General features: G+C 51.9%; 19 protein-coding genes. 9 read left to right on the top strand and 10 right to left on the bottom strand.

All coding sequences use genetic code 11. The features are described 5' to 3' along the window. Positions 1-133: 133 nt before the first annotated feature. From rpsI to zapE, 3 genes are all read right to left on the bottom strand, one after another. Entirely contained in the window at positions 134-526 is a 393-nt protein-coding gene (gene rpsI, locus FDX24_RS19075) for a 30S ribosomal protein S9 (protein WP_003025138.1), read from the bottom strand. A 15-nt stretch (positions 527-541) separates the two neighbouring features. Continuing rightward, on the bottom strand, positions 542-970 hold the full coding sequence (rplM, locus tag FDX24_RS19070; protein ID WP_003025141.1) for a 50S ribosomal protein L13: 429 nt from the start codon (positions 968-970) through the stop codon (positions 542-544). Positions 971-1,188: 218 nt separating this feature from the next. After that, entirely contained in the window at positions 1,189-2,316 is a 1,128-nt protein-coding gene (gene zapE / locus FDX24_RS19065) for a cell division protein ZapE (RefSeq protein ID WP_124022056.1), read from the bottom strand. 192 nt (positions 2,317-2,508) lie between these two features. On the opposite strand from zapE, the gene zapG reads away from it, so the two are divergent. From zapG to degS, 3 genes are all read left to right on the top strand, one after another. After that, complete coding sequence (gene zapG, locus FDX24_RS19060) at positions 2,509-2,907, top strand: Z-ring associated protein ZapG (RefSeq protein WP_048213446.1); 399 nt, start codon at positions 2,509-2,511, stop codon at positions 2,905-2,907. Between the two features lie 168 nt (positions 2,908-3,075). Continuing rightward, entirely contained in the window at positions 3,076-4,443 is a 1,368-nt protein-coding gene (degQ, locus tag FDX24_RS19055; RefSeq protein WP_137364768.1) for a serine endoprotease DegQ, read from the top strand. Between the two features lie 89 nt (positions 4,444-4,532). Next, entirely contained in the window at positions 4,533-5,600 is a 1,068-nt protein-coding gene (gene degS / locus FDX24_RS19050) for an outer membrane-stress sensor serine endopeptidase DegS (RefSeq protein ID WP_005121354.1), read from the top strand. A 142-nt stretch (positions 5,601-5,742) separates the two neighbouring features. Here degS and mdh read toward each other — a convergent pair whose 3' ends face one another. Beyond that, positions 5,743-6,678: a malate dehydrogenase gene (gene mdh / locus FDX24_RS19045; protein ID WP_040234161.1), complete on the bottom strand. Its 936-nt coding sequence runs from the start codon at positions 6,676-6,678 to the stop codon at positions 5,743-5,745. 436 nt (positions 6,679-7,114) lie between these two features. Between mdh and argR the strand changes: the two genes are divergently transcribed. Then, positions 7,115-7,585, top strand: coding sequence for a transcriptional regulator ArgR (argR, locus tag FDX24_RS19035; protein ID WP_003025162.1), 471 nt, complete (start codon positions 7,115-7,117; stop codon positions 7,583-7,585). Positions 7,586-7,962: 377 nt separating this feature from the next. Next, a complete protein-coding gene (yhcN, locus tag FDX24_RS19030; protein ID WP_005121357.1) occupies positions 7,963-8,229 on the top strand; it encodes a peroxide/acid stress response protein YhcN in 267 nt (88 codons plus the stop codon). A gap of 49 nt (positions 8,230-8,278) precedes the next feature. Here the strand turns inward: yhcN and FDX24_RS19025 are convergent, their stop codons facing one another. Further along, positions 8,279-8,563, bottom strand: a complete 285-nt coding sequence (locus FDX24_RS19025) for a hypothetical protein (RefSeq protein WP_048213449.1) — start codon at positions 8,561-8,563, stop codon at positions 8,279-8,281. Between the two features lie 418 nt (positions 8,564-8,981). Between FDX24_RS19025 and xapA the strand changes: the two genes are divergently transcribed. From xapA to FDX24_RS19010, 3 genes are read left to right on the top strand one after another with little or no spacing between them, the layout of a single operon-like run. Then, positions 8,982-9,815, top strand: coding sequence for a xanthosine phosphorylase (gene xapA, locus FDX24_RS19020; protein WP_048213450.1), 834 nt, complete (start codon positions 8,982-8,984; stop codon positions 9,813-9,815). Positions 9,816-9,865: 50 nt separating this feature from the next. Beyond that, positions 9,866-11,071, top strand: coding sequence for an MFS transporter TsgA (tsgA, locus tag FDX24_RS19015; RefSeq protein ID WP_061068701.1), 1,206 nt, complete (start codon positions 9,866-9,868; stop codon positions 11,069-11,071). 58 nt (positions 11,072-11,129) lie between these two features. Continuing rightward, entirely contained in the window at positions 11,130-12,032 is a 903-nt protein-coding gene (locus FDX24_RS19010; RefSeq protein ID WP_048213452.1) for a LysR family transcriptional regulator, read from the top strand. 40 nt (positions 12,033-12,072) lie between these two features. Here FDX24_RS19010 and aaeB read toward each other — a convergent pair whose 3' ends face one another. From aaeB to aaeX, 3 genes are read right to left on the bottom strand one after another with little or no spacing between them, the layout of a single operon-like run. Continuing rightward, positions 12,073-14,043 (bottom strand): p-hydroxybenzoic acid efflux pump subunit AaeB, encoded by a 1,971-nt coding sequence (aaeB, locus tag FDX24_RS19005; protein WP_048213453.1) that lies wholly within the window; start codon positions 14,041-14,043, stop codon positions 12,073-12,075. Positions 14,044-14,048: 5 nt separating this feature from the next. Beyond that, entirely contained in the window at positions 14,049-14,981 is a 933-nt protein-coding gene (gene aaeA, locus FDX24_RS19000) for a p-hydroxybenzoic acid efflux pump subunit AaeA (protein WP_121585121.1), read from the bottom strand. 7 nt (positions 14,982-14,988) lie between these two features. Beyond that, on the bottom strand, positions 14,989-15,192 hold the full coding sequence (gene aaeX, locus FDX24_RS18995) for a p-hydroxybenzoic acid efflux pump operon protein AaeX (protein ID WP_003025177.1): 204 nt from the start codon (positions 15,190-15,192) through the stop codon (positions 14,989-14,991). Between the two features lie 184 nt (positions 15,193-15,376). Between aaeX and aaeR the strand changes: the two genes are divergently transcribed. Next, entirely contained in the window at positions 15,377-16,306 is a 930-nt protein-coding gene (gene aaeR, locus FDX24_RS18990; RefSeq protein ID WP_038634351.1) for an HTH-type transcriptional activator AaeR, read from the top strand. Positions 16,307-16,392: 86 nt separating this feature from the next. Here aaeR and tldD read toward each other — a convergent pair whose 3' ends face one another. Beyond that, the gene (tldD, locus tag FDX24_RS18985; protein WP_003025183.1) at positions 16,393-17,838 is read right to left on the bottom strand and encodes a metalloprotease TldD; all 1,446 of its coding nucleotides are present in this window, start codon (positions 17,836-17,838) and stop codon (positions 16,393-16,395) included. A 162-nt stretch (positions 17,839-18,000) separates the two neighbouring features. Continuing rightward, on the bottom strand, positions 18,001-21,801 hold the full coding sequence (gene yhdP, locus FDX24_RS18980; protein ID WP_137364767.1) for an AsmA2 domain-containing protein YhdP: 3,801 nt from the start codon (positions 21,799-21,801) through the stop codon (positions 18,001-18,003). Positions 21,802-21,903 lie beyond the last annotated feature (102 nt).

The following is a 21,903-nucleotide window of genomic DNA, read 5'->3' as shown; positions in this document are numbered from 1 at the left end:
AGTCGATTCTGGAAATGGGGAAAAAGAGGTGGCAATCAGCGGATTACCGTGGTTCTACGCGGAGAAATAACCATAAAAAAACCCGCCGAAGCGGGTTTTTTCGCAAATTGTCGTCTGCCGGAGCAGAGTACAATTAACGTTTGGAGAACTGAGGACGACGACGTGCTTTACGCAGACCGACTTTCTTACGTTCAACCTGACGAGCATCACGGGTAACGAAGCCAGCTTTACGCAGTTCGCCACGCAGGGATTCGTCGTACTCCATCAGAGCGCGGGTGATACCGTGACGGATCGCACCAGCCTGACCAGAGATACCACCACCTTTAACAGTGATGTACAGATCCAGTTTCTCAACCATGTCGACCAGTTCCAGCGGCTGACGAACTACCATGCGGGCAGTTTCACGACCGAAGTACTGTTCCAGAGAACGTTGGTTGATTACGATTTTACCGCTACCCGGTTTGATGAAAACGCGAGCTGCGGAACTTTTGCGGCGACCAGTGCCGTAGTATTGATTTTCAGCCATTGCCTATAATCCCGATTAGATGTCAAGAACTTGCGGTTGCTGTGCCGCGTGGTTGTGCTCGTTGCCAGCGTAAACTTTCAGTTTACGGAACATAGCACGACCCAGCGGGCCTTTTGGCAGCATGCCTTTAACCGCGATTTCAAGCACACGCTCAGGACGGCGAGCAATCATCTCTTCAAAGGTCGCTTGTTTGATACCACCGATGTGGCCGGTGTGGTGATAGTACACTTTGTCAGTACGCTTGTTGCCGGTTACAGCAACTTTGTCAGCGTTCAGAACGATGATGTAATCACCGGTATCTACGTGCGGAGTGTATTCCGCTTTGTGCTTACCGCGCAGGCGCAGAGCCAGTTCGGAAGCCAGACGGCCCAGAGTTTTACCGGTCGCGTCAACAACATACCAGTCGCGTTTTACGGTTTCTGGTTTAGCTGTAAAAGTTTTCATTAAAAGCTTACCCAAATAAATAAGTTACACGTTGGTGAACACCCAAACGTTTTGTCAGTTGAGGTTCACACGACATTGTCCAGCAAACCTACCCCTTCGAATAGCCTATGCCGGCGCATAGAAAGTTTTGGGAAAAAAACTCTCTCGTAACGTGGGGTCGCAAGATTATAGAGAAGTCAGGGTCAAAGATCGACCCCTTTATGTGATTTGCGGCAGGTTTAACCAGCTAAATGTTCCCGCTTCAGATACTCCTCGCTTTGCATCTCCTGCAAACGCGACAAACAACGCTGGAATTCAAACTTCAGGCGCTCGCCCTGGTAGATTTCATATAAAGGCGCTGCGGCGCTGACCACCAGCTTAACGTGGCGTTCGTAGAACTCATCCACCAGCGCGATAAAGCGTCGTGCCTCACTCTCCATCAGCGTCGTCATGACCGGTACATCAGACAGCAGCACCGTGTGGAACAGGCGCGACAAGGCGATGTAATCGTGCTGACTGCGGGCATCGACGCACAACGTAGTGAACGATACCGCCAGCGTCTGGTTCTCAACGGCCAGCGTCTGCATCGGGCGGTGGTTAATCTCCAGCGTCGGCGCGTGATCACCTTTCGCGCCCGCCAAGGCCAGCCAGAGCTTATCCATCTGCCGCCGCGTTTCATCATTAAGCGGGGCCAGCCATAAGTGTGCCTGAGTTAACGTACGTAACCGGTAGTCAACGCCGGCGTCCACGTTCATGATGTCGCAATACTGTTTAATGGCTTCGATAGCGGGAAGGAAGCGCGTACGTTGCAAACCGTTACGATACAGTTCATCTGGCGGAATATTGGAGGTCGCGACCAGCGTAATGCCACGGGCAAACAGCGCCTTCATCAGACCGCCGAGCAGCATGGCATCGGTGATGTCAGAAACAAAAAACTCGTCAAAGCACAGCACGTCCGTTTCGGCCTTAAAACGGTCGGCAATGATTTCCAGCGGATCGCTCTGCCCCTGCAGGGCGGTAAGCTCTTCATGGACGCGCAGCATAAAACGGTGAAAGTGCAAACGCTGTTTACGTCCGCCCGGCAGGCTATGGTAGAACAGATCCATCAGCCAGGTTTTTCCACGCCCTACGCCCCCCCACATATACAGACCACGCACCGGCGTGTTTTCCTTCGGCTCACGCTTACCCAGCAATTTACCAAAGCGGGCCATCAGTCCACTCTCCTGCGCCGCTGGAGGTGTAATCGTCGTGAGCTCCTGGTAAATCGTTTCCAGTCGATTCACCGCTTCTTGTTGTACGTTGTCGGGTTGATGGCTGCCGTCGTTAAGGGCCTGCAGGTATCGCGATGTCGGGGAAAAGCTTTGCATGATGTTATTGTTATTCCTTGAGAATCGATGTGCCGTCGCTCACGGTTGACGAAAAAAAGGCCGTTCTACATTACGTGATATAAACACGGGATTCCACTTCTACGGGATTAGCGGTTATAGTGGCATAATCAGGCGCAGGCATGGAGCCTAAAGCCAACACCCTACGGAAACAAAAGACAACGGGAGATGTTCATGACCTGGGAATATGCGCTAATTGGGTTAGTCGTCGGTATCATTATTGGTGCTGTAGCCATGCGTTTTGGTAATCGTAAATTACGCCAACAGCAGGCATTACAGTACGAACTGGAAAAGAACAAAGCTGAACTGGAAGAGTACCGCGAAGAGCTGGTGAGCCACTTTGCCCGCAGCGCTGAATTGCTGGATAACATGGCGGACGATTATCGTCAGATCTACCAGCATATGGCGAAAAGTTCCAGCAACCTGCTGCCGGGTATGTCAGCGGAAAACAACCCATTCCGCAATCGTCTGGCTGAGTCTGAAGCGGGTAACGATCAGGCGCCGGTTCAGATGCCGCGTGACTATTCCGAAGGGGCTTCCGGCCTGCTGCGTAGTGGCGCAAAGCGCGACTAACTGCACATCGTTAAGAAATTTATGGGGCGCAGCAATTGCGCCCTCCGCTTCTCTTCCCGTCCCAGCTATTATTTAGTCGTTAGCCTCATTGTGACCAAACCGAAAATTCAATAACATCAAACTGTTTTGAATCATCTTCCGTTTACTCAAGGTACGAGAGCAGGATCCATGAAAAAACAAACCCAGCTGTTGAGTGCATTAGCGTTAAGTGTCGGGTTAACTCTCTCGGCGCCATTCCAGGCCATTGCGTCGATTCCCGGTCAGGTCCCCGGACAGGCAGCGCTTCCCAGCCTCGCCCCGATGCTGGAAAAAGTGTTACCAGCCGTGGTTAGCGTGAGAGTCGAAGGTACCGCCACTCAGGGGCAGAAAGTCCCGGAAGAGTTCAAAAAGTTCTTTGGTGATGAATTGCCCGACCAACCTTCCCAACCTTTTGAAGGGTTAGGTTCCGGGGTCATTATTGACGCTGCCAAAGGCTATGTTCTGACCAACAACCACGTTATTAATCAGGCACAGAAAATTAGCGTTCAGCTGAACGATGGCCGCGAGTTCGACGCTAAGCTTATCGGCAGCGACGATCAGAGCGACATCGCTCTGCTGCAAATTCAACATCCCAGCAACCTGACGCAAATTGCCATTGCCGACTCCGACAAACTCCGCGTGGGTGATTTCGCGGTAGCCGTGGGTAACCCGTTTGGTTTGGGGCAAACTGCCACCTCCGGCATCGTATCGGCTTTGGGTCGTAGCGGGTTGAACCTGGAAGGTCTGGAAAACTTTATTCAGACCGATGCGTCTATTAACCGCGGTAACTCTGGCGGTGCGTTGCTCAACCTCAACGGTGAGCTGATTGGTATCAATACCGCCATTCTGGCGCCTGGCGGCGGCAGCATTGGGATCGGCTTTGCTATCCCCAGTAACATGGCGCGTACGCTGGCGCAGCAGTTAATGCAGTTTGGCGAAATCAAACGCGGCCTGCTGGGTATTAAAGGTACTGAAATGACCGCTGACATCGCTAAAGCATTCAAACTGGATGTACAACGTGGCGCGTTTGTCAGCGAAGTTCTGCCTAACTCAGGTTCCGCAAAAGCGGGCGTGAAATCCGGTGATGTTATTACCAGTCTTAACGGCAAACCGCTCAGTAGTTTCGCCGAACTGCGTTCACGTATTGCGACAACCGAACCGGGGACCAAAGTCAAACTGGGCCTGCTGCGTAACGGTAAACCACTGGAAGTTGAAGTGACGCTGGATACCAGTACATCATCTTCCGCCAGTGCGGAAATGATTGCACCGGCGTTGCAAGGGGCCACGCTCAGCGACGGGCAGCTAAAAGACGGTGCCAAAGGTATTCGAATTGATAACGTTGAAAAAAGTAGCCCAGCCGCACAGGCCGGCCTGCATAAAGATGACGTCATCATCGCCGTTAACCGCGATCGGGTGAACTCGATTGCCGAAATGCGTAAAGTGCTGGAAACGAAACCGTCAATCATTGCTCTGCAGGTCGTTCGTGGAAACGAGAGTATTTACCTGCTTTTGCGTTAACCTGGACAACCGGACATCAGCCCCCCGTGTGATGTCCGGTAAACTCGTGATATGCTGCTGCCGTTCCCTTTTTTAATGACGCCGCCATCATGTTTGTGAAGCTTTTACGTTCGGTCGCGATTGGTTTAATCGTCGGCGCCATTCTGCTGGCCGCGATGCCCTCTCTGCGCAAAATTAATACGCTTACCGCACCACAGTTCGACAGCACAGATGAAACACCTGCCAGCTATAACCCGGCAGTTCGCCGTGCTGCGCCTGCCGTGGTCAACGTGTACAACCGCAGTATGAACAGCACGACGCATAACCAGCTTGAGATCCGCACGCTCGGTTCAGGCGTGATCATGGATCAGCGCGGCTATATCATTACCAACAAGCACGTCATTAATGATGCCGACCAAATCATCGTCGCATTGCAGGATGGGCGTGTCTTTGAAGCGCTGCTTGTTGGCTCCGATACCTTAACCGACCTTGCGGTGCTGAAAATCAACGCAGCAGGCGGGTTGCCGACGATCCCGATTAATAACAAACGTGTACCGCATATTGGTGATGTCGTGCTTGCCATTGGTAACCCGTACAACCTTGGGCAAACCATCACTCAGGGGATCATCAGCGCCACGGGGCGTATTGGCCTGAACCCAACGGGCCGGCAAAACTTCCTGCAAACGGATGCCTCCATTAACCATGGTAACTCTGGCGGTGCGCTGGTTAACTCTCTGGGTGAGTTGATGGGGATTAACACACTGTCGTTTGATAAAAGCAATGATGGTGAAACGCCGGAAGGGATTGGCTTTGCCATTCCGTTTCAGTTGGCGACGAAAATCATGGATAAGCTGATCCGCGACGGGCGCGTTATTCGTGGCTACATCGGCATCAGCGGGCGTGAAATTGCACCGCTGCATGCACAAGGTAGCGGCATGGATCAAATTCAGGGGATTGTCGTGAACGAAGTGGCACCGGATGGCCCGGCGGCCCAGGCCGGAATTCAGGTCAACGACCTCATCATTTCGGTAAATAATAAACCGGCAGTATCAGCGCTGGAGACCATGGATCAGGTCGCTGAGATTCGCCCCGGTTCGGTTATCTCCGTGGTCGTGATGCGCGATGACAAGCAGTTAACGCTGCAGGTCACGATTCAGGAATATCCGGCGACGAACTAACGCGGATATAAAAAAACCGGAAATCATCCGGTTTTTTTAACATTTCGATGGGCTTGTAGGCCAGATAAGGTGTTTACACCGCATCCGGCATCTGTATGCCTGATGGCGACGCAAAACGTCTTATCAGGCCTACCGAAAAGAGTTATTTAACGAACTCTTCGCCCAGCGTGATATCTTTCTTCAGCGTATCCAGCATGCCTTCCAGCGAGCTTTGTTCGAACGCGCTCAGTTTACCGATGGACTGACGTTCTTCTACGCCATTTTTGCCCAGCAGCAGCGGCTGAGAGAAGAAGCGAGCATACTGGCCATCGCCTTCAACGTAAGCACATTCCACCACACCTTTTTCGCCGCTCAGCGCGCGAACCAGTGACAGACCGAAACGTGCTGCAGCCTGACCCATAGACAGGGTTGCAGACCCGCCACCGGCTTTTGCTTCCACAACTTCAGTACCCGCGTTCTGGATACGTTTGGTCAGGTCGGCCGCTTCTTGTTCAGTGAAGCTTACACCAGGGATTTGTGACAGCAGCGGCAGAATGGTCACACCAGAGTGTCCACCGATAACCGGGACTTCAACGTCGCCAGGCTGCTTGCCTTTCAGTTCCGCCACAAAGGTGTTGGAGCGGATGATGTCCAGCGTAGTTACGCCAAACAGTTTGTTCTTATCGTATACGCCTGCTTTTTTCAGCACTTCAGCAGCGATAGCAACGGTCGTGTTCACTGGGTTAGTGATGATACCGATACACGCTTTCGGGCAAGTTGTAGCAACCTGCTGCACCAGATTCTTCACGATGCCAGCATTCACGTTAAACAGGTCAGAACGGTCCATACCTGGTTTACGTGCAACACCCGCAGAAATCAGCACCACGTCAGCACCTTCCAGTGCAGGGGTCGCATCTTCACCGCTGAAGCCTTTGATTTTCACAGCAGTAGGGATATGGCTCAAATCAACGGCCACACCAGGCGTTACTGGAGCGATGTCGTACAGGGAGAGTTCTGAACCTGAAGGCAGTTGGGTTTTTAACAGTAATGCTAGCGCCTGACCGATACCACCAGCAGCGCCGAGGACTGCAACTTTCATCCTAAACTCCTTATTATATTGATAAGCAAAATGTCTATTGCTCCGCGGCGGCGACCTTAATTCACAAATCCAACGAATTCAATAACCACGCGTCAAGAATGCGTAGTCACGCAAATTTGGCTTTTATGCATTTAACTTACGTAAAATAAAACCTAAGTTACGTAATTCAAAACCACTCGCACAGTAGAGCAACTTTCCAACAGGTGCTGACAATATACCCTACAGCCATCTCAAAACAACATCAATTTGATAACATTTAATTTACTTTTAATCTTATTTGCGAGCCGTGACACAGGCATGTTTCTTGATAACGAAATTTGATAAAATTCCGCTCTTTCATAACATTATTTCAGCCTTGAACGAGGCAGACCGTTTGCATAAAAATTCATCTGTATGCACAATAATGTTGTTTCTACCGCCATATTACGGGTGACTTATGCGAAGCTCGGCAAAACAAGAAGAATTAGTAAAGGCGTTTAAAGCGCTGCTTAAAGAAGAAAAATTCAGCTCTCAGGGCGAAATCGTCCTCGCGTTGCAGGATCAGGGCTTTGATAATATCAACCAGTCCAAGGTTTCACGCATGCTGACCAAGTTTGGTGCCGTGCGTACCCGCAATGCGAAAATGGAAATGGTGTACTGTCTGCCTGCAGAGCTGGGAGTCCCGACAACGTCAAGCCCGTTGAAAAATCTGGTGCTGGATATCGACTACAACGATGCCGTTGTCGTTATTCATACCAGCCCAGGCGCTGCGCAGCTAATTGCCCGCCTGCTGGATTCACTGGGTAAAGCAGAAGGTATTCTTGGAACGATTGCTGGTGACGATACCATCTTCACCACACCGGCCAAAGGTTTTACGGTCAAAGACCTGTACGAAGCCATTCTGGAACTGTTTGAACAAGAACTGTAATCCCCTTCCCCGTCACGCCCTGTGGCGGGGAAAAATCTCTCTTTTCTGCTCCCCTTCTCAACTTTCCACTACCGAACATTTAACAAATAGTGCGTTTCACCGCCAAAATACATTCACACAGTGAATGATTCCAATCAAAAACGCACAATTTGCAAAATATAATATCCTCATGAATTTATTGATTTTATTTTCAAAAATAAGTTCTAACCTGTATTTTTAATTCCATATAGTTATAAAAAATAATTTTTTTAACACTTGATTACCATAGAAACAATTAGCGTGGTATTAATTTATCGCGTGATTAGTGTATACTTGATTTTGTGATGAGGGTCACGAAACAAAGACCCCTAGTAAAAGAATTCGACGAGGTAAATATCATGAAAATCAAAACCACTGTTGCAACTTTAAGCCTTCTCTCAGTTCTCTCTTTCGGTGCAAGCGCCGCTGTTAATCAGGTGAACTCGCAAGAAGCACAGAATCTGCAATCCATGGGTACCATCTCTGTATCTCAGATCGGTAGCTCACCAATGGATATGCGTCAGGCAATCGCCGCTAAAGCAGAAAAAGCGGGCGCCAGCAGCTATCGTGTCACTGAACTCCGTGAAGGTGCTCACTGGCATGCAACCGCAGAATTGTACAAATAAACCCTCGTCGTCTAGTCCGACGACTTGCCCCCGCCTGCCGGGGGCTTTTTTATACCTGTTTTGAGTGACGAACGTTAAAGCGTAACTGTCCTTCGAGCTCTTCTTCTGCTTCATCGAACAGTAAAATCAGCGCGCCATATCGCCTGCGTAACTTATCCGGTAAATGAACAAATTCGATTTCCAGAGGTAAAGGCAAGATTTCCCCAACCACAACCTCCCACAAAGAATCTAAATCAACCACCTTTTCCCGGGCCAGACCGAATGTACGTGCAAACTCACGGTAGAAATCACTCTGATTTTCAATCTCGTCAAAATCAAACGTATAGATATTCATCTATAGCCACCATCCCGACGCCAGTTACTCCACAGACCACCGATATGCAGGGTCTTCCTCAACCTGTTTCCCCTATCCCGCCAGCAAAATTTTATGTTCCTGCGGTCCAGGCATCGTTTACCACCCCCAGCTAAATACTCGTCTTAAGTATAGCCCTGCCTCAGTGTGCGTAATACGTCAGGAATGAACTGTTCATCGTTTAGACAAAGAGAGATACATCACATTTTTGTGCAATCCTATGACTGCGTTTCGGAAACAGTATGAAACAGGTTGGCCATAACTTTCTGAAAAATAATAGATCCGATATTTATCTGATTTTTTCAATATAAAAATCATATCAATAACCGCATTTATCATATTGGATTTGTAATTGAAGCCTCCACAAAATGCATGTAACTGAATAGTCTCTGGAGTCGATATGTCCATGTCTGTTGTCAACGATACCCCGTATGAAGCGGCTGAAATTCTGCGTTCTGCAAAACCCAATTTTCATCCACGTATCGCTCTGATACTTGGGTCAGGTCTGGGGGCTCTTGCCGATCGCATGGAAAATAAAACCACGCTTTCATATCAACAATTACCTGGGTTTCCGGTCAGCACCGTAATCGGCCATGCCGGGGAAGTGGTGATGGGAACGCTTTATGGTATCGACCTCATCTGCATGAAGGGACGTGGGCATTTTTATGAAGGGCTGGGAATGGGCATCATGACCCATGCCGTACGTACCTTTAAACTGTTGGGCTGCGAATTTTTATTCTGTACCAACGCCGCGGGTTCGCTGAACGTAGATATTCCTGCAGGTAGTCTGGTCGCCCTCAACGATCACATCAACACCATGCCATCTACCCCACTTGTCGGGCCGAACGATGAACGCTTTGGTCCTCGCTTCTTTAGCCTCGCTAACGCATACGATCGCGAACTGCGCCAGCAGCTTCACGGTGCCGCAGAGCAGTTGGGTATCACGCTTCATGAAGGGGTTTTTGTCTCTTATCCTGGACCTAATTTTGAGACGGCTGCGGAGATTCGCATGATGCAGCGTATGGGCGGCGATGTCGTCGGTATGTCGGTGGTACCGGAAGTGATAGCTGCACGCCACTGTGGCCTGAAAGTACTGGCCGTTTCAGCCATCACAAATATGGCTGAAGGTCTCAGTGATGTTGAGCTTTCCCATGAACAAACGCTGAAATGCGCTGCCATGGTAACCGAAGATTTTATTCGTTTGATCAGCCAGTTCCTCAAGCAGTACGCCTGATCGTGGTTCCGTAGACGGACAGGTCGCCCTGCTCCGTCTGGAGAAAAGTTATGCCAGACAATCAGTTTTCTCGCGCAAATCTCAATGCCGTTTCGTACCTGAGCTATTACTTTGTTGGCGCACTAGTGTCGACACTGGGGATTGTGCTTGGGCCACTTTGTGCCGCTTTTCATAAAGACCCCAGCTTTATCGGGCAGGTCTTTACTCTGATGAACATCGGAATGTTTGTGCCTATTATGCTTGGCGGCATTCTGATGAAAAAATGGGGGCTGAAAAAACCATTAGTTATTGCTGCAACGCTCACCGTGATTATCAGCGTAGTACTTTTTATCCAACCAACCTTAACGCTGTTTAGCGTTGCAGTGGCCGGAATTGGTGCCTGCGGGGGCGTGTTTATGACCATCGGCAGTTATCTGGTGGTCCGTATTAATCCCGATGAAAAGAGCCGCTCTTCCAGCCTGATTTTTACCGATTTCTTTTTCAGCTTTGCCGGAGCAACCCTTTCCTTACTGTTAGCCTGGATGTTTAAACTGGGTGCCAGTTGGATTGCGATGTATGGGATTATGGGCGGTCTGGGCGCGTTGATGTTGGCTCTTACTCTGCGTTGTCGCTTCCCATCGACAGAGGCTGCGCAGCCGCAGCAACACGAGAAAACGGAAGAGTCAGAACCCTGGGGGATCTCTGTCTATTTGATCTGTTTTACTCTCTTTGCTTTCCTGCTGGCTGAACCCATTTTTACCATGTGGACACCGGGCTACCTGCAATCGCGTTTTACACTTCAGGCGCAGGATGCCGCGCTATTCACTACTGTGTATTGGGTGACGAAAGCCATTGGCCTGTTCCTGAATCAGTTCACCGTGAAATGGATGAAACTGCGCACTTTCCTGCTGATCTGCGCAAGCATTGGTCTGGTCTCTATTGCGCTGATTGCCAACAGCAACAATACCACGCTGATTCTGATAGCGTGCGGCGTGTTTGGTTTCTTTAACTCCGGTTTATTCTCCGGCCTGATGAGCTATGGTTCACTGCAGGTGAGTCGCAGTTCACCAACCTTGATCTCCGCCTTGTTGACGTGCGGCACAGTGGGCACGCTACTGTTTGCCAGCGTCTCCTCCATGGTAAACAGCCACTTTGGTCTGCAGGGGGCGGTGAATACGTCAACTGTCGCCTATTGTGTGTTACTGCTGACGCTGGTTATCGCTGTCACCTGCAGCCAGGCCGAGCGTCTCGCCCGCCCGCCATCCGCTGCGGTTTGACAAGCTTTGGGGAGGACGGCATGATGCCGTTTCTCTCCCTCTCTTACGCGTAACCAGCATGATTGATCTCCAGGCCAATAGCCGAATTCGTCTTCGAACATTGCGTTATTTTCAGGTTCTCGCTGACGAGTTGCACTTTGGCCGGGCCGCGGCCCGGTTAAACATCTCTCAACCGCCGTTGAGTATGCAGATTAAAGAACTGGAAGAGATCCTTGAAACGACGCTATTTGAACGTACCAGCCGTAAAGTGGTTCTCACGCGAGCCGGGCAGGTATTGAAAACGGAAGTCGATCGTATCCTGAGTACCACCGATCAATCCCTCAATTATGTACGACAGATTGGCCGTAGCGAACATCAGCATTTCAACATTGGGATAGTCGGTAGCGCATTGTGGGGAACGCTGCTGACACGTCTAAAGGACTTTAAGAAGCAACAGCCGTACGTAAACTGGAGTTTGCAGGAGCTTTCCCAACATCAGCAAATTGAAGCCTTGCATGCCCGGACGATTGATATTGCGATTAGCCGGAACGTACTGCCCCAATCCGAGACGAATATTCGTAGCCAATTGATTTCCCGCGAAGCGGTTGCTCTCGCCGTACCTGAACACGATCCTCTCTGCCAACACCAAAGCGTCTCACTGGCGATGCTCGCTGAACGCCCCATCATTTCGCTTTCATTCAATCAAAGCAATTTCGCCCGTCAGGTACATGACCGCTGTGTTGAGGTAGGATTTTATCCTCTGATTACCCACCAGGTTAACGAACCGCAAACAGCGCTGGCGCTGGTTAGCGCAGGAATTGGTCTCTCTTTGCTGCCAGAAACCTGCGGATTGATCCACTGGCCAGGCGTTCGTTTCTTACCATTGAATGACCCTATTCCAGCCGATCTTTATGCCTACTGGTACGACGAACAGCTCTCCACATTAATGAACGCGTTTATCATGACATTACAGGGGCGGTAAAACTGAAACCGGAAGAGATATCCTCTTCCGGTTAGATGAGTTATGAATTGCTGGTCAGCGCATGCTGGTATTTGTGCAACATTCCCGTGAGTCGTTTCACTGGCTCCGTCACCTGAGGCGGGGCTTCCCAAAGCGTTAATTTTTCCTGGTAGATATCAAGCTCCTCCAGCAACTGACCAAAGTAGCGTCGGCGTTTGTCATCATTGACTGCAGAAATAACTTGATCGGCGGTACGGCGAAGCTGGCGATGAAACGCCGATAAATCGTCGTTTACCGGTACAGGCGCATCACGTAAACGCTGGTGAGCAATAATCATCGTCAGTGCCAGGCGGAACTTTGCCAGATCACCGGGGAATTTGTTCATCAGTAAAAACAGCTGCTGATACAACGCCGGAAGGTGGTTTTCTTTACGGCGCACAACATTGGTGGTCATTGCGGAAACCGCTGCCGACACAAACTGGTTAAGCAACACACGACCTGTTCTGTCACGCGAGTTATCCCGCACCAACAGAATAACGATAAACGCCAATACGCAGCCGACAATCTGCCCCAGTGCACTGTCGAGGAACTGACTAAAGTGGAACGTCATCGGGTTATCAAGCACGATAATGTTAATGGTGCTCGCCAGCGCCCCCATTGAGCCCAGACGCCGCTTCTGCACCTCAATACCCAGAAAGAATCCCAGCACCGCCAGACTCAGACACAGCAACAACATGCTTTGCTGGGTATTGGGGATAATCACCAGAAAATAGAGCGCCCCCAGCGGCAATGCTGCCAGCGTGCCATAGATAAAGTCGATGGCCACCATGCGGGGGTTAGGCAAACGCATGGCCAGCGAGGTGACGACTGCTATCATGACCATCGCGCCGCTACCTGATGTCCAGCCGGTCCACAACCAGAATAAGGTTCCCAGCACACAGGACAGCGTAGTACGCCAGAAGTTGACCAGCGCATGGTGATGTTCGGCGGATTCCACCTTCACCACCGGTTCGCCTTGCAGGATCTCTTCTTCAATAGCGCTAATTTTGGTATTGCTGACCACACCGCGTTTCAACAGCAGGTAGCGCGTCGCCGCGCCGGCCCAGCTATAGATCGTCACTGGCGTATCACGCTCACCAGTCCAGACAATCACGCGGCGCATCCGCTTCAATTGTTTATGTACGTCCTGCACCGTTTCAACCGGCGTATCAAACAACTCGCGGAAGGTATCTGTAATCAGTTCTGGTCGCGTATTCTGAATAAGATAGGTTTCGCAGGACTGCGTGATGAGTGTGAGCGACAGAGTATTCAATGCCTTGAGTCTACGATTGGCGCGCACCCAGCGTGAGGATTCCATGTTCAGGTTGCTGCGCATACCTTCCAGCGCAGCCGTACGACGAACTAAAGCGCCCCAGGCCTTGTCCACCTCTTCGCTATCGCCATGCTTTATACACAGTTGCATAAGCTGATATTGCGCCACCAGAAGACTGTCTAACTCGACATCTATCTCCTGTTTCACTGAACGGGGCGAAAAGAGCAGGTCGGCGATGATAGCGCAGACAATCCCCATCACAATCTCGCTGCAGCGTTCAAGCGCAAATTGTGGCGTCAGCAGAGGCTCCGCCTGAATGGTAATGACGATAATCAGAGCCGTGTAACCCGAAAGCCCCCAGGCATAGGAGTTTTCGATCTTTACCAGTGAAGAGATCCAGGTACAAAAACCGGCCCAGATACAACACACCAGGATCATCAATAGCGGGGCGCGGATCATGCTGATGATAATGATCAGTGCGGCAATACAGCCGATAAATGTCCCGACAATACGCAACATGCCGCGATAGCGGATAGCGCCTGAATAAGGTTCTCCGCCAGCGGCAAAGGCAGGGCCTGCCGCCACAATGGCTGCGGTCAGTACCGCCCAGCGAGGGGTCTCAAGCTGGAAGTGAAAGCCAACGAACAGCGCCAGTACAATCGCGCAGGCCAGTTTTACCGCAAAGCGGATATGCTGGTTGGCAATGGAGAAAATACCCATCGCGATTAACCAAACTCGCGCAGGCGGTGCGCCATTTTACGGAAGAAAGATTCCTGGCTGGCATCGCGATCCTGCTTGCCGGTAATGACGACGGTCGCCGTCGTCCCGGCAGGCCACAAGGTTCCCTGCTGCTCATCAAGACGAATTCGCACCGGCACGCGCTGCGCCAGACGCACCCATTCAAGATTGGAATCAATGGTCGCCATACCCTTTGCGTCCCGCGTGCTGCTGGCATTCGTTACGCCAGCCGCCACGCTATCAACGGTGCCTTTCAGCACATTATTACTGCCAAGCGGGATGATTTCAGCGCGATACCCTGGGCGAACGCCTTCCAGTTTGGTCTCTTCCATATACGCCAGTACATAGAATGAGTGCTGTTTTACCAGTGCCACCGCCGTGGAGCCGCGCGTAATAAATTCACCGCTATAGACGTTCAGGTTAGTCACCCATCCGTCTGCAGGCGCACGGATAACGGTACGTTCCAGATCTAATTTTGCCAGGTCGCGGGTCGCTTGTGCTTTCGCAAGCTGGTGTAATACGGTTTGCAGGACGTTGTTTGACTGGTCGATCTCTTCGCGAGACATAGCCTGCACGCCCAGTCGGTTACGACGACCGGCCTCCTGGCGTTTTTCCTGCGCCAGAACCTGATAATAAGCGACGTCAGCTTCGGCCTGCTCGAGGGCTTTCTTATAGCGTGGCTGGTCGATGGTGAACAGGATCTGATCCTTTTTCACCAGTTGGTTATCATGGATGTTAACGTTGGTAATAAGCCCCGCAACATCCGGCGCAATCGCGACGACATCGGCGCTGAAACGCGCATCACGCGTCCACGGCGACTCGGTGTAGAACACCCATGCGCGGAAAATAGCGATGAAGGCCAGAATGACCAGTATCACGGTAATGGCCGTGCGGGAGAGTTTTCTTGTTAGTGTTTTCACTTCAACCTCAAACGAACAGGCGCGTTATTAAATAGAACAGACAGCAATACAGCGCAGTGTTAAACAGAGCCGGATGCCAGACAAAATCATAGATGCCAGTCGGAACAAGCACCCGGCGCACCAGCCAGAAAATCGCCAGTGACAAAAGTAATTCGAAAAAAATCGGTGGGAAGGACAGACCAAACACCACGATAACGGGAAACAGACTCATGTTGACCTTGGTAACGTAAGAGAGTGCAGATGATAGATTTTCTAGCGTATGTCACCGCAGAGAAGGGCAAGGATGAGCCAGGCGAGAGCGACATAGCCGTTATTTGAATAATAATATATTAACGTAACTGTTATGCTGTTATCTATATTATGTGATCTAAATCACTTTTAAGCCAGAGTGAACAATGGAACGATTAAAACGTATGTCGGTGTTCGCCAAAGTTGTCGAACTGGGCTCCTTCACCGCCGCCGCAAGACAGCTACAAATGAGCGTTTCATCGATAAGCCAGACGGTCTCAAAACTGGAAGATGAGCTACAGGTCAAGCTGCTAAACCGCAGCACGCGTAGCATTGGGCTAACTGAAGCCGGTAAAATTTATTATCAGGGCTGCCGCCGGATGCTGCACGAAGCGCAGGATGTTCACGAGCAACTGTATGCTTTTAACAACACGCCCATTGGCACGCTGCGCATTGGTTGTTCTTCAACCATGGCACAAAATGTCCTCGCCGGACTGACCGCAAAAATGCTCAAAGAGTATCCTGGGCTGACGGTAAATCTGGTGACGGGAATACCGGCACCCGACCTGATTGCCGACGGTCTGGACGTGGTTATCCGCGTGGGTGCCCTGCAGGACTCCAGCCTTTTTTCGCGTCGTCTGGGGGCTATGCCGATGGTGGTCTGCGCCGCAAAAAGCTATCTCGCGCAGTTTGGCGTCCCGGAGAAACCCGCCGATCTCAGCAACCACTCGTGGCTGGAATACAGCGTGCGTCCGGATAATGAATTCGAGCTTATCGCCCCGGAGGGCATCTCTACCCGCCTGATCCCAGAGGGACGTTTCGTAACTAACGATCCGATGACGCTGGTACGCTGGCTGGCCGCAGGCGCGGGCATTGCCTATGTACCGCTGATGTGGGTGATCAATGAGATCAACCGCGGCGAAGTGGAGATCCTGCTCCCCCGCTACCAGTCAGATCCACGTCCGGTGTATGCGTTGTATACCGAAAAGGATAAGCTGCCGCTCAAGGTGCAGGTGGTGATTAACTATCTGACGGATTATTTTGTCGATGTGGCGCAGCTGTTTCAGGGAATGTACGGTCGAGGAAAAGAGAAATAAAAAGAGTCCAGGCCGGATAAGGCGTTGACGCCGCATCTGGCAAGATGCCCGATAGCACTGGTGCTTATCGGGCCTGAATCATGATGTTACGCGGTGCCACCTACGGTCAGGTTATCCACCTTCAGCGTCGGCTGGCCCACGCCAACCGGCAGACTCTGTCCTTCTTTACCGCAAACACCCACGCCGTTATCCAGTTTCAGGTCGTTACCCACCATCGAAATCTGCTGCATTGCTTCGATACCAGAGCCAATCAGCGTCGCGCCTTTCACCGGTTTGGTCACTTTACCGTTTTCAATCAGATACGCTTCGGAGGTAGAGAACACGAATTTACCGGAGGTGATATCCACCTGGCCACCGCCGAAATTAGGCGCATAAATACCGTATTCAACGGATTCGATGATTTCCTGCGGCGTGGATTTGCCCGGCAGCATATAGGTGTTGGTCATACGCGGCATGGGCAGATGCGCGTAAGATTCACGACGACCGTTACCCGTTGGCGCCACGCCCATCAGGCGCGCATTGAGTTTGTCCTGCATATAGCCTTTCAGAATGCCGTTTTCGATCAGCACGTTGTACTGACCCGGCGTTCCTTCGTCATCAATGGCTACTGAACCACGACGATCCGCCATCGTGCCATCATCAACGACGGTACACAATTCTGACGCCACCAGCTCACCCATGTGACCGCTGAATACCGACGTGCCACGGCGGTTAAAGTCACCTTCCAGACCATGACCGACCGCTTCATGCAGCAGAACGCCCGGCCAGCCAGCGCCGAGTACCACCGGCAGCGTACCGGCAGGCGCGGCTACCGCAGAGAGATTGACCAGCGCCATGCGTACGGCCTCTTTCGCCCATGCGTCAGCACGAACTTCGCCATCGAGGTCGCCAAGGAAATAGTCATAGCCAAAACGACCGCCGCCACCGCTGGCGCCACGCTCGCGTTTGCCATCCTCTTCAACCTGTACGCTTACGGACAAACGCACCAGAGGACGGACGTCAGCGGCCAGTGTACCGTCGGTCGCCGCCACCAGAATCAATTCATACACACCGGTCAGGCTCGCCGTCACTTCCTGCACACGCTTGTCGGCGGCACGCGCCACGCTGTCTACGCGGCGCAGAATATCCAGCTTCTCTTCGCGGCTCATGCTCTGCAGGGGATCTACTGAGGTATAAAGCGCCTGATGCTCTACCGCCCCCAGCGTTTTTACTTTGCCATCACCGCTGTCGCGCACGATAGTACGCGCGGCATGAGCACTTTGCTCCAGCGCCAGCAGGCTAATCTGGTCTGCATAGGCAAACCCGGTTTTTTCGCCGCTGATGGCGCGCACGCCAACGCCCTGATCGATATTGTAAGAACCATCTTTAATGATGCGGTCTTCTAAAACCCAGGATTCGTGATAGCTCGACTGAAAATAGAGATCGCCGTAATCAAGACGGCGTTCGGCCAGTTGGCCCAGGATGGCAAACAGATCCTGATGTTTCAGGCCATTCGCCGCTAGCAATTGTTCACTTACCAGGTTCAGACTCATCGTTTTGCTACTCATTAGTTACTGTTGTAGGCCTGATAAGACGCGCCAGCGTCGCCATCAGGCGCTTCAATGCCCGGATGGCGGCGTAAACGCCTTATCCGGCCTACGGACTGCGGTAGAAGTTCTATGTTGAGATTGGGGCAATTACTCGCCCCCGTCAAATCATTGCTGGCTTTCTTTGCGCGGCTGGCGCAGAACTTCGTTGATCTGTGGCTTATCGACCGGACCGGTAATGCGATAGCGCAGAATTGAAACTTTGCTCCACAGCGGTCCCAAAACTTTACTGGCGGCAAATACCGCCGCGCCGACAATTGGGTTGACGGCAAACGCCGCGGCCACCCCAACGGTGGCAGAAATTTCAGGTGCGACAACGGCTTCCATATCCAGTTCGCGACGCACCAGATTCACCGAACCTTTCATGGCGATGTCAGCTTCCAGGCCATCCACCAGCGTATCATCAGTGTGCATCACACCGTCTTTGATCCACGCCGTACTGCGGATAGAGTCAAAGTAAAAACCTTCGCTGAACGTATCGCTAAAATCAAAACGCAGTTTACGTAATAGCGCATCAAAGCTCAGCAGACGTAACAGTTGTCCCGCATGTCCGGTGCTAAGTTCAGTCAATTCACCTTTGCCCAAACGGGTACGCAAAATCCCATTCAGTGAAGCTTCATCCGGATCCCAGGGCGGATTACGCCAGTGCAGATCGTACTCGACGTTAAAGGAAGAGTTACGAATCGGGGTAGATACGCCAAAGAAACCCGCGGCTGAATCAATCTTGTTGCCATTCAGCTTTCCTTTCAGTGACGTACGCTCCTTGCCCGGCACATTGACCCATTCGCCATCGGCGGTCAGCCGGGCAAACCCGGTATCCAACAGACCATTGCTCAACGTTAATGTGTCACCTTTTATCGCGACATCGGCATCAATGCGCCCATACTTTTGCCCCCACATCCAGCACTCTTCGCAGCGTATCTGCGCATCCGGCCAGCCACGGAAACTGACGTTACTGATAGCAGAGAACGGCGAGGCTGGCGTTGTATTTGGCGATGACGTTGCAGCGTTCGGGTTGTAATACAGGTACTTGATATTGGCAAGCCACGGAGCATTATTGCGCATAGCCAATGTGGCGTTAATCTCACGCCCCTGTGCCCGTACGCTGGTACCATTAAGCCCAGGTTCAGACACAATGCTCAGGTTATTCCACTGCTGGCCGCCCAGGGATAAAGAAGGCGTGCGCACCGCAATACGCTGCGGGAAGTTCGCATTACTTCCGACGTTATCTGCCGCGCCTTTCTGGAACAATGCCAGCCATTGCGCACCGTCCATGGGCGGAAGATTAAGTTCGATACCCTGCTGGTCAGGAAGCGCTGGCACGGTACGGCTTTCCGAAGTCCAGATTGCGCGGTCAAGCGTCAGTTTCTGATTCAGCAACCAGTGGCTGTTAAAGTGGTTCTTGCTTCCGGCGTTACCGGTCAGATCGAAGCTGCGCAGGTTACCATCTGCCTTAACATTAACCGGTAGCGACTCACCGGCGACTTTGTTTAACGGAGCAGGTAAGTGACTGCTTACATTTTTCAGGTCGCCTTTCAGCTCAATGTTGTAGGTCGCTCCGGCATGATATGGCAGGTCAATGCCAACCTTACCGTTCCACGCCATACTGCCGCTTAAGGCGTCATTCACCTGTGCGGGGAGTATCCCCATGCGAGTTGGCTGCCAGTCACCGTTCAGATTCACAGCAACCTGGTAAGCTTTTGCACCCTCGGTAGTGGAAAAGTCGACGTTCAGCGGCTGATTAAACCAGTGCGCCGTCATCGGCTCACTCTTGAGATCGCCGTTGATAAAGCTGAATTTACCGTTCAAATTCTTCAGCGTGCTATCGAGCGGCTTGATAAACAGACTGTTATTACGCAGGTTCACGTCGCCTTTGGCCGTAACCAGCGAACCATCTAACGGGATATCAAGATGTAAGCGAGCACTCACATCACCGTCAATTTGCAGCTGTTCCAGCGTGGCACCAAGCGACTCTTTCAGCGGTGTTTCGTCGAAATAAGGCCCAACCGCTTTGCCCGGCCCGTTGATGTCGGCATCAATCAGCAGTTTTTCTTTTGCGTAGTCAGGGATATTTGCCGTCAGGTTAGTGGCTTTTACCCCCCCTAAATTGACGCTATCCGTCTTCATCCACAGGCCATCGTTAATGAAGTTCAGTTCAATATTGAGGTCAGTCAGTGCGGGCCAGTCCGGCTGGAAGGCAAATTTTGCATTACGCAGCGGCACCAGCACCTGGAACTGACCTTCGTTATGCAAATACGGGAACAGATGTGGGTTACCGCCATAAACCAGTGTTGCGTTATCCGCCTCACCGCCCTGAATTGCCCCACTGAGATAATCAACCAGCTCTTTTCCCATCAGATTTTCCGGGAAATAGCGCCAGGCCTGGGAGCCATCGTGAGTGCTAATCCCCGCCAGAATCCCCAGCCACGGTTCATCACCGGTTGGTTGCAGATAACGAAAACCGCCGCGCGCATGTACCGCTTTCGCTTTAACGTCAATATTGCGCCCGTCTAGCTGAAAGCCATTTTCATTCTTCAGCCAACTGAGCGTTGCCACGCCATCTTCTATCTCCAGCGGGGCACGAAAGACGGTTTCATACGGCATTTTTGCCTGCTTCATGGAGGCCGTTAATGCGCCATTTTCCACGCTGCCAGACAATGTACCGGAGAAATGTTCTGCCCCCGGCAGCAGCTTCCACTGTTTCCAGGCCAGATCGGTCCACGAGGACTGGAAACGGGTTTTTTCGGTCGCCTGTAACGGGATATCCAACGCCAACACATTTATCTTGCCGCTCGGTTGCGTGGCCCGCCAGATATCACCCAATGCCGGAGATAACTTAGCGGCCATCGGGCGTAGCCCCTCTAACCCGGCTAGCTCCAGGTTACTGGCGCGAATACGTAATTCGTCGCTGCGCTTATTATTGGCGCCCCCCACTTCCTGCCCGGGGAACCAGGCCAGCGTTAATGCCCCACTCGGCCAGGGTTTGTCATCCATCGTGATGCGCGTATCCGGGATAGCAAACAACCAACCAGAGTGCTCACGGCTGATATGCGCAGTCAGGTTATCGACGGACAGCGTGTGGATGTTGCTCTCTCCCTTCCAGCTTGCGCCGCCCTTTTTCAACCAGACATCGCCACCAGAGATTTCGCCTTTGTTGAGCGTCATCCAGCCTTCCAGGCTAAAGCGCGCAGTTTGCAGCGCAACATTATCCTGCATCCATTTTCCCAACCACGGCTTAACGTCGATGTCGTCAGCCTGCAGCCAGACTCGACCATTATTCAGCAGGCCGTCATCATCACGCAGATCCATACGCACCTGCATAACACCGTGCTGCCCGGTCAGGCTGGAGAGGCTGACCTGGCCTTCAGCACGATGCCGGTTTTTACCGTTCAACCAGGTTAGCTGAGGGATCGCCAGTTCCGCACGCTGGCCTGACAGGGTCAAAAAACTAACCTGGCTGTCGCGAAGATCAAAATGATCAAACTGGCGCAGGAACAGATCGCTGATGTGGCTGGTTTCAATCCCGTCGCCGCTATCGCCGCGCTGGATCGGTGTATTGGTGCGCAACTGCAGTTGCCAGAAGGTGAGATCGCGAAACTGCCAGCGCATGTGCAGCAAACTTTGCCAGACATCCAGCGCCAGCGTGACACGCTTTACCGAGAATTCGCCACCGTCTTTCAGCTGTGCATGAATATCGCGAGCTTCGAGCGTAGGGCCAAAATTTTGCCAGTTAGCAGAAAGCTGGCTGGCGGAAACGGGCATACCGGTGGCAGATTCGATCTTGCCCAGAATGGTCGGACGCCAGCTATCGAGATGCGGTAGAGCAAGGCGCAGCCCACTGACCAGCAGCGCTGCGATGACAACGAATGCGGCTCCAGTGAGCAGTAAAATCCCCGGCAATCGCCTCACGCGCCTCTCCTTGTCTGCCAAAAAATGTGACTCACACCCCTTGAGTGAATATTGCCGGATAGCGGCGTTTGTGCCTTATCCGGCCTACATGCGCGGGTGCCA

This window comes from Citrobacter sp. wls716 (assembly GCF_005280975.1).
GTDB classification, from domain to species: Bacteria; Pseudomonadota; Gammaproteobacteria; order Enterobacterales; family Enterobacteriaceae; genus Citrobacter; species Citrobacter youngae.
Note: the sequence above shows the minus strand (reverse complement) of the source record. Positions and strands in the feature narration are given on the sequence as shown.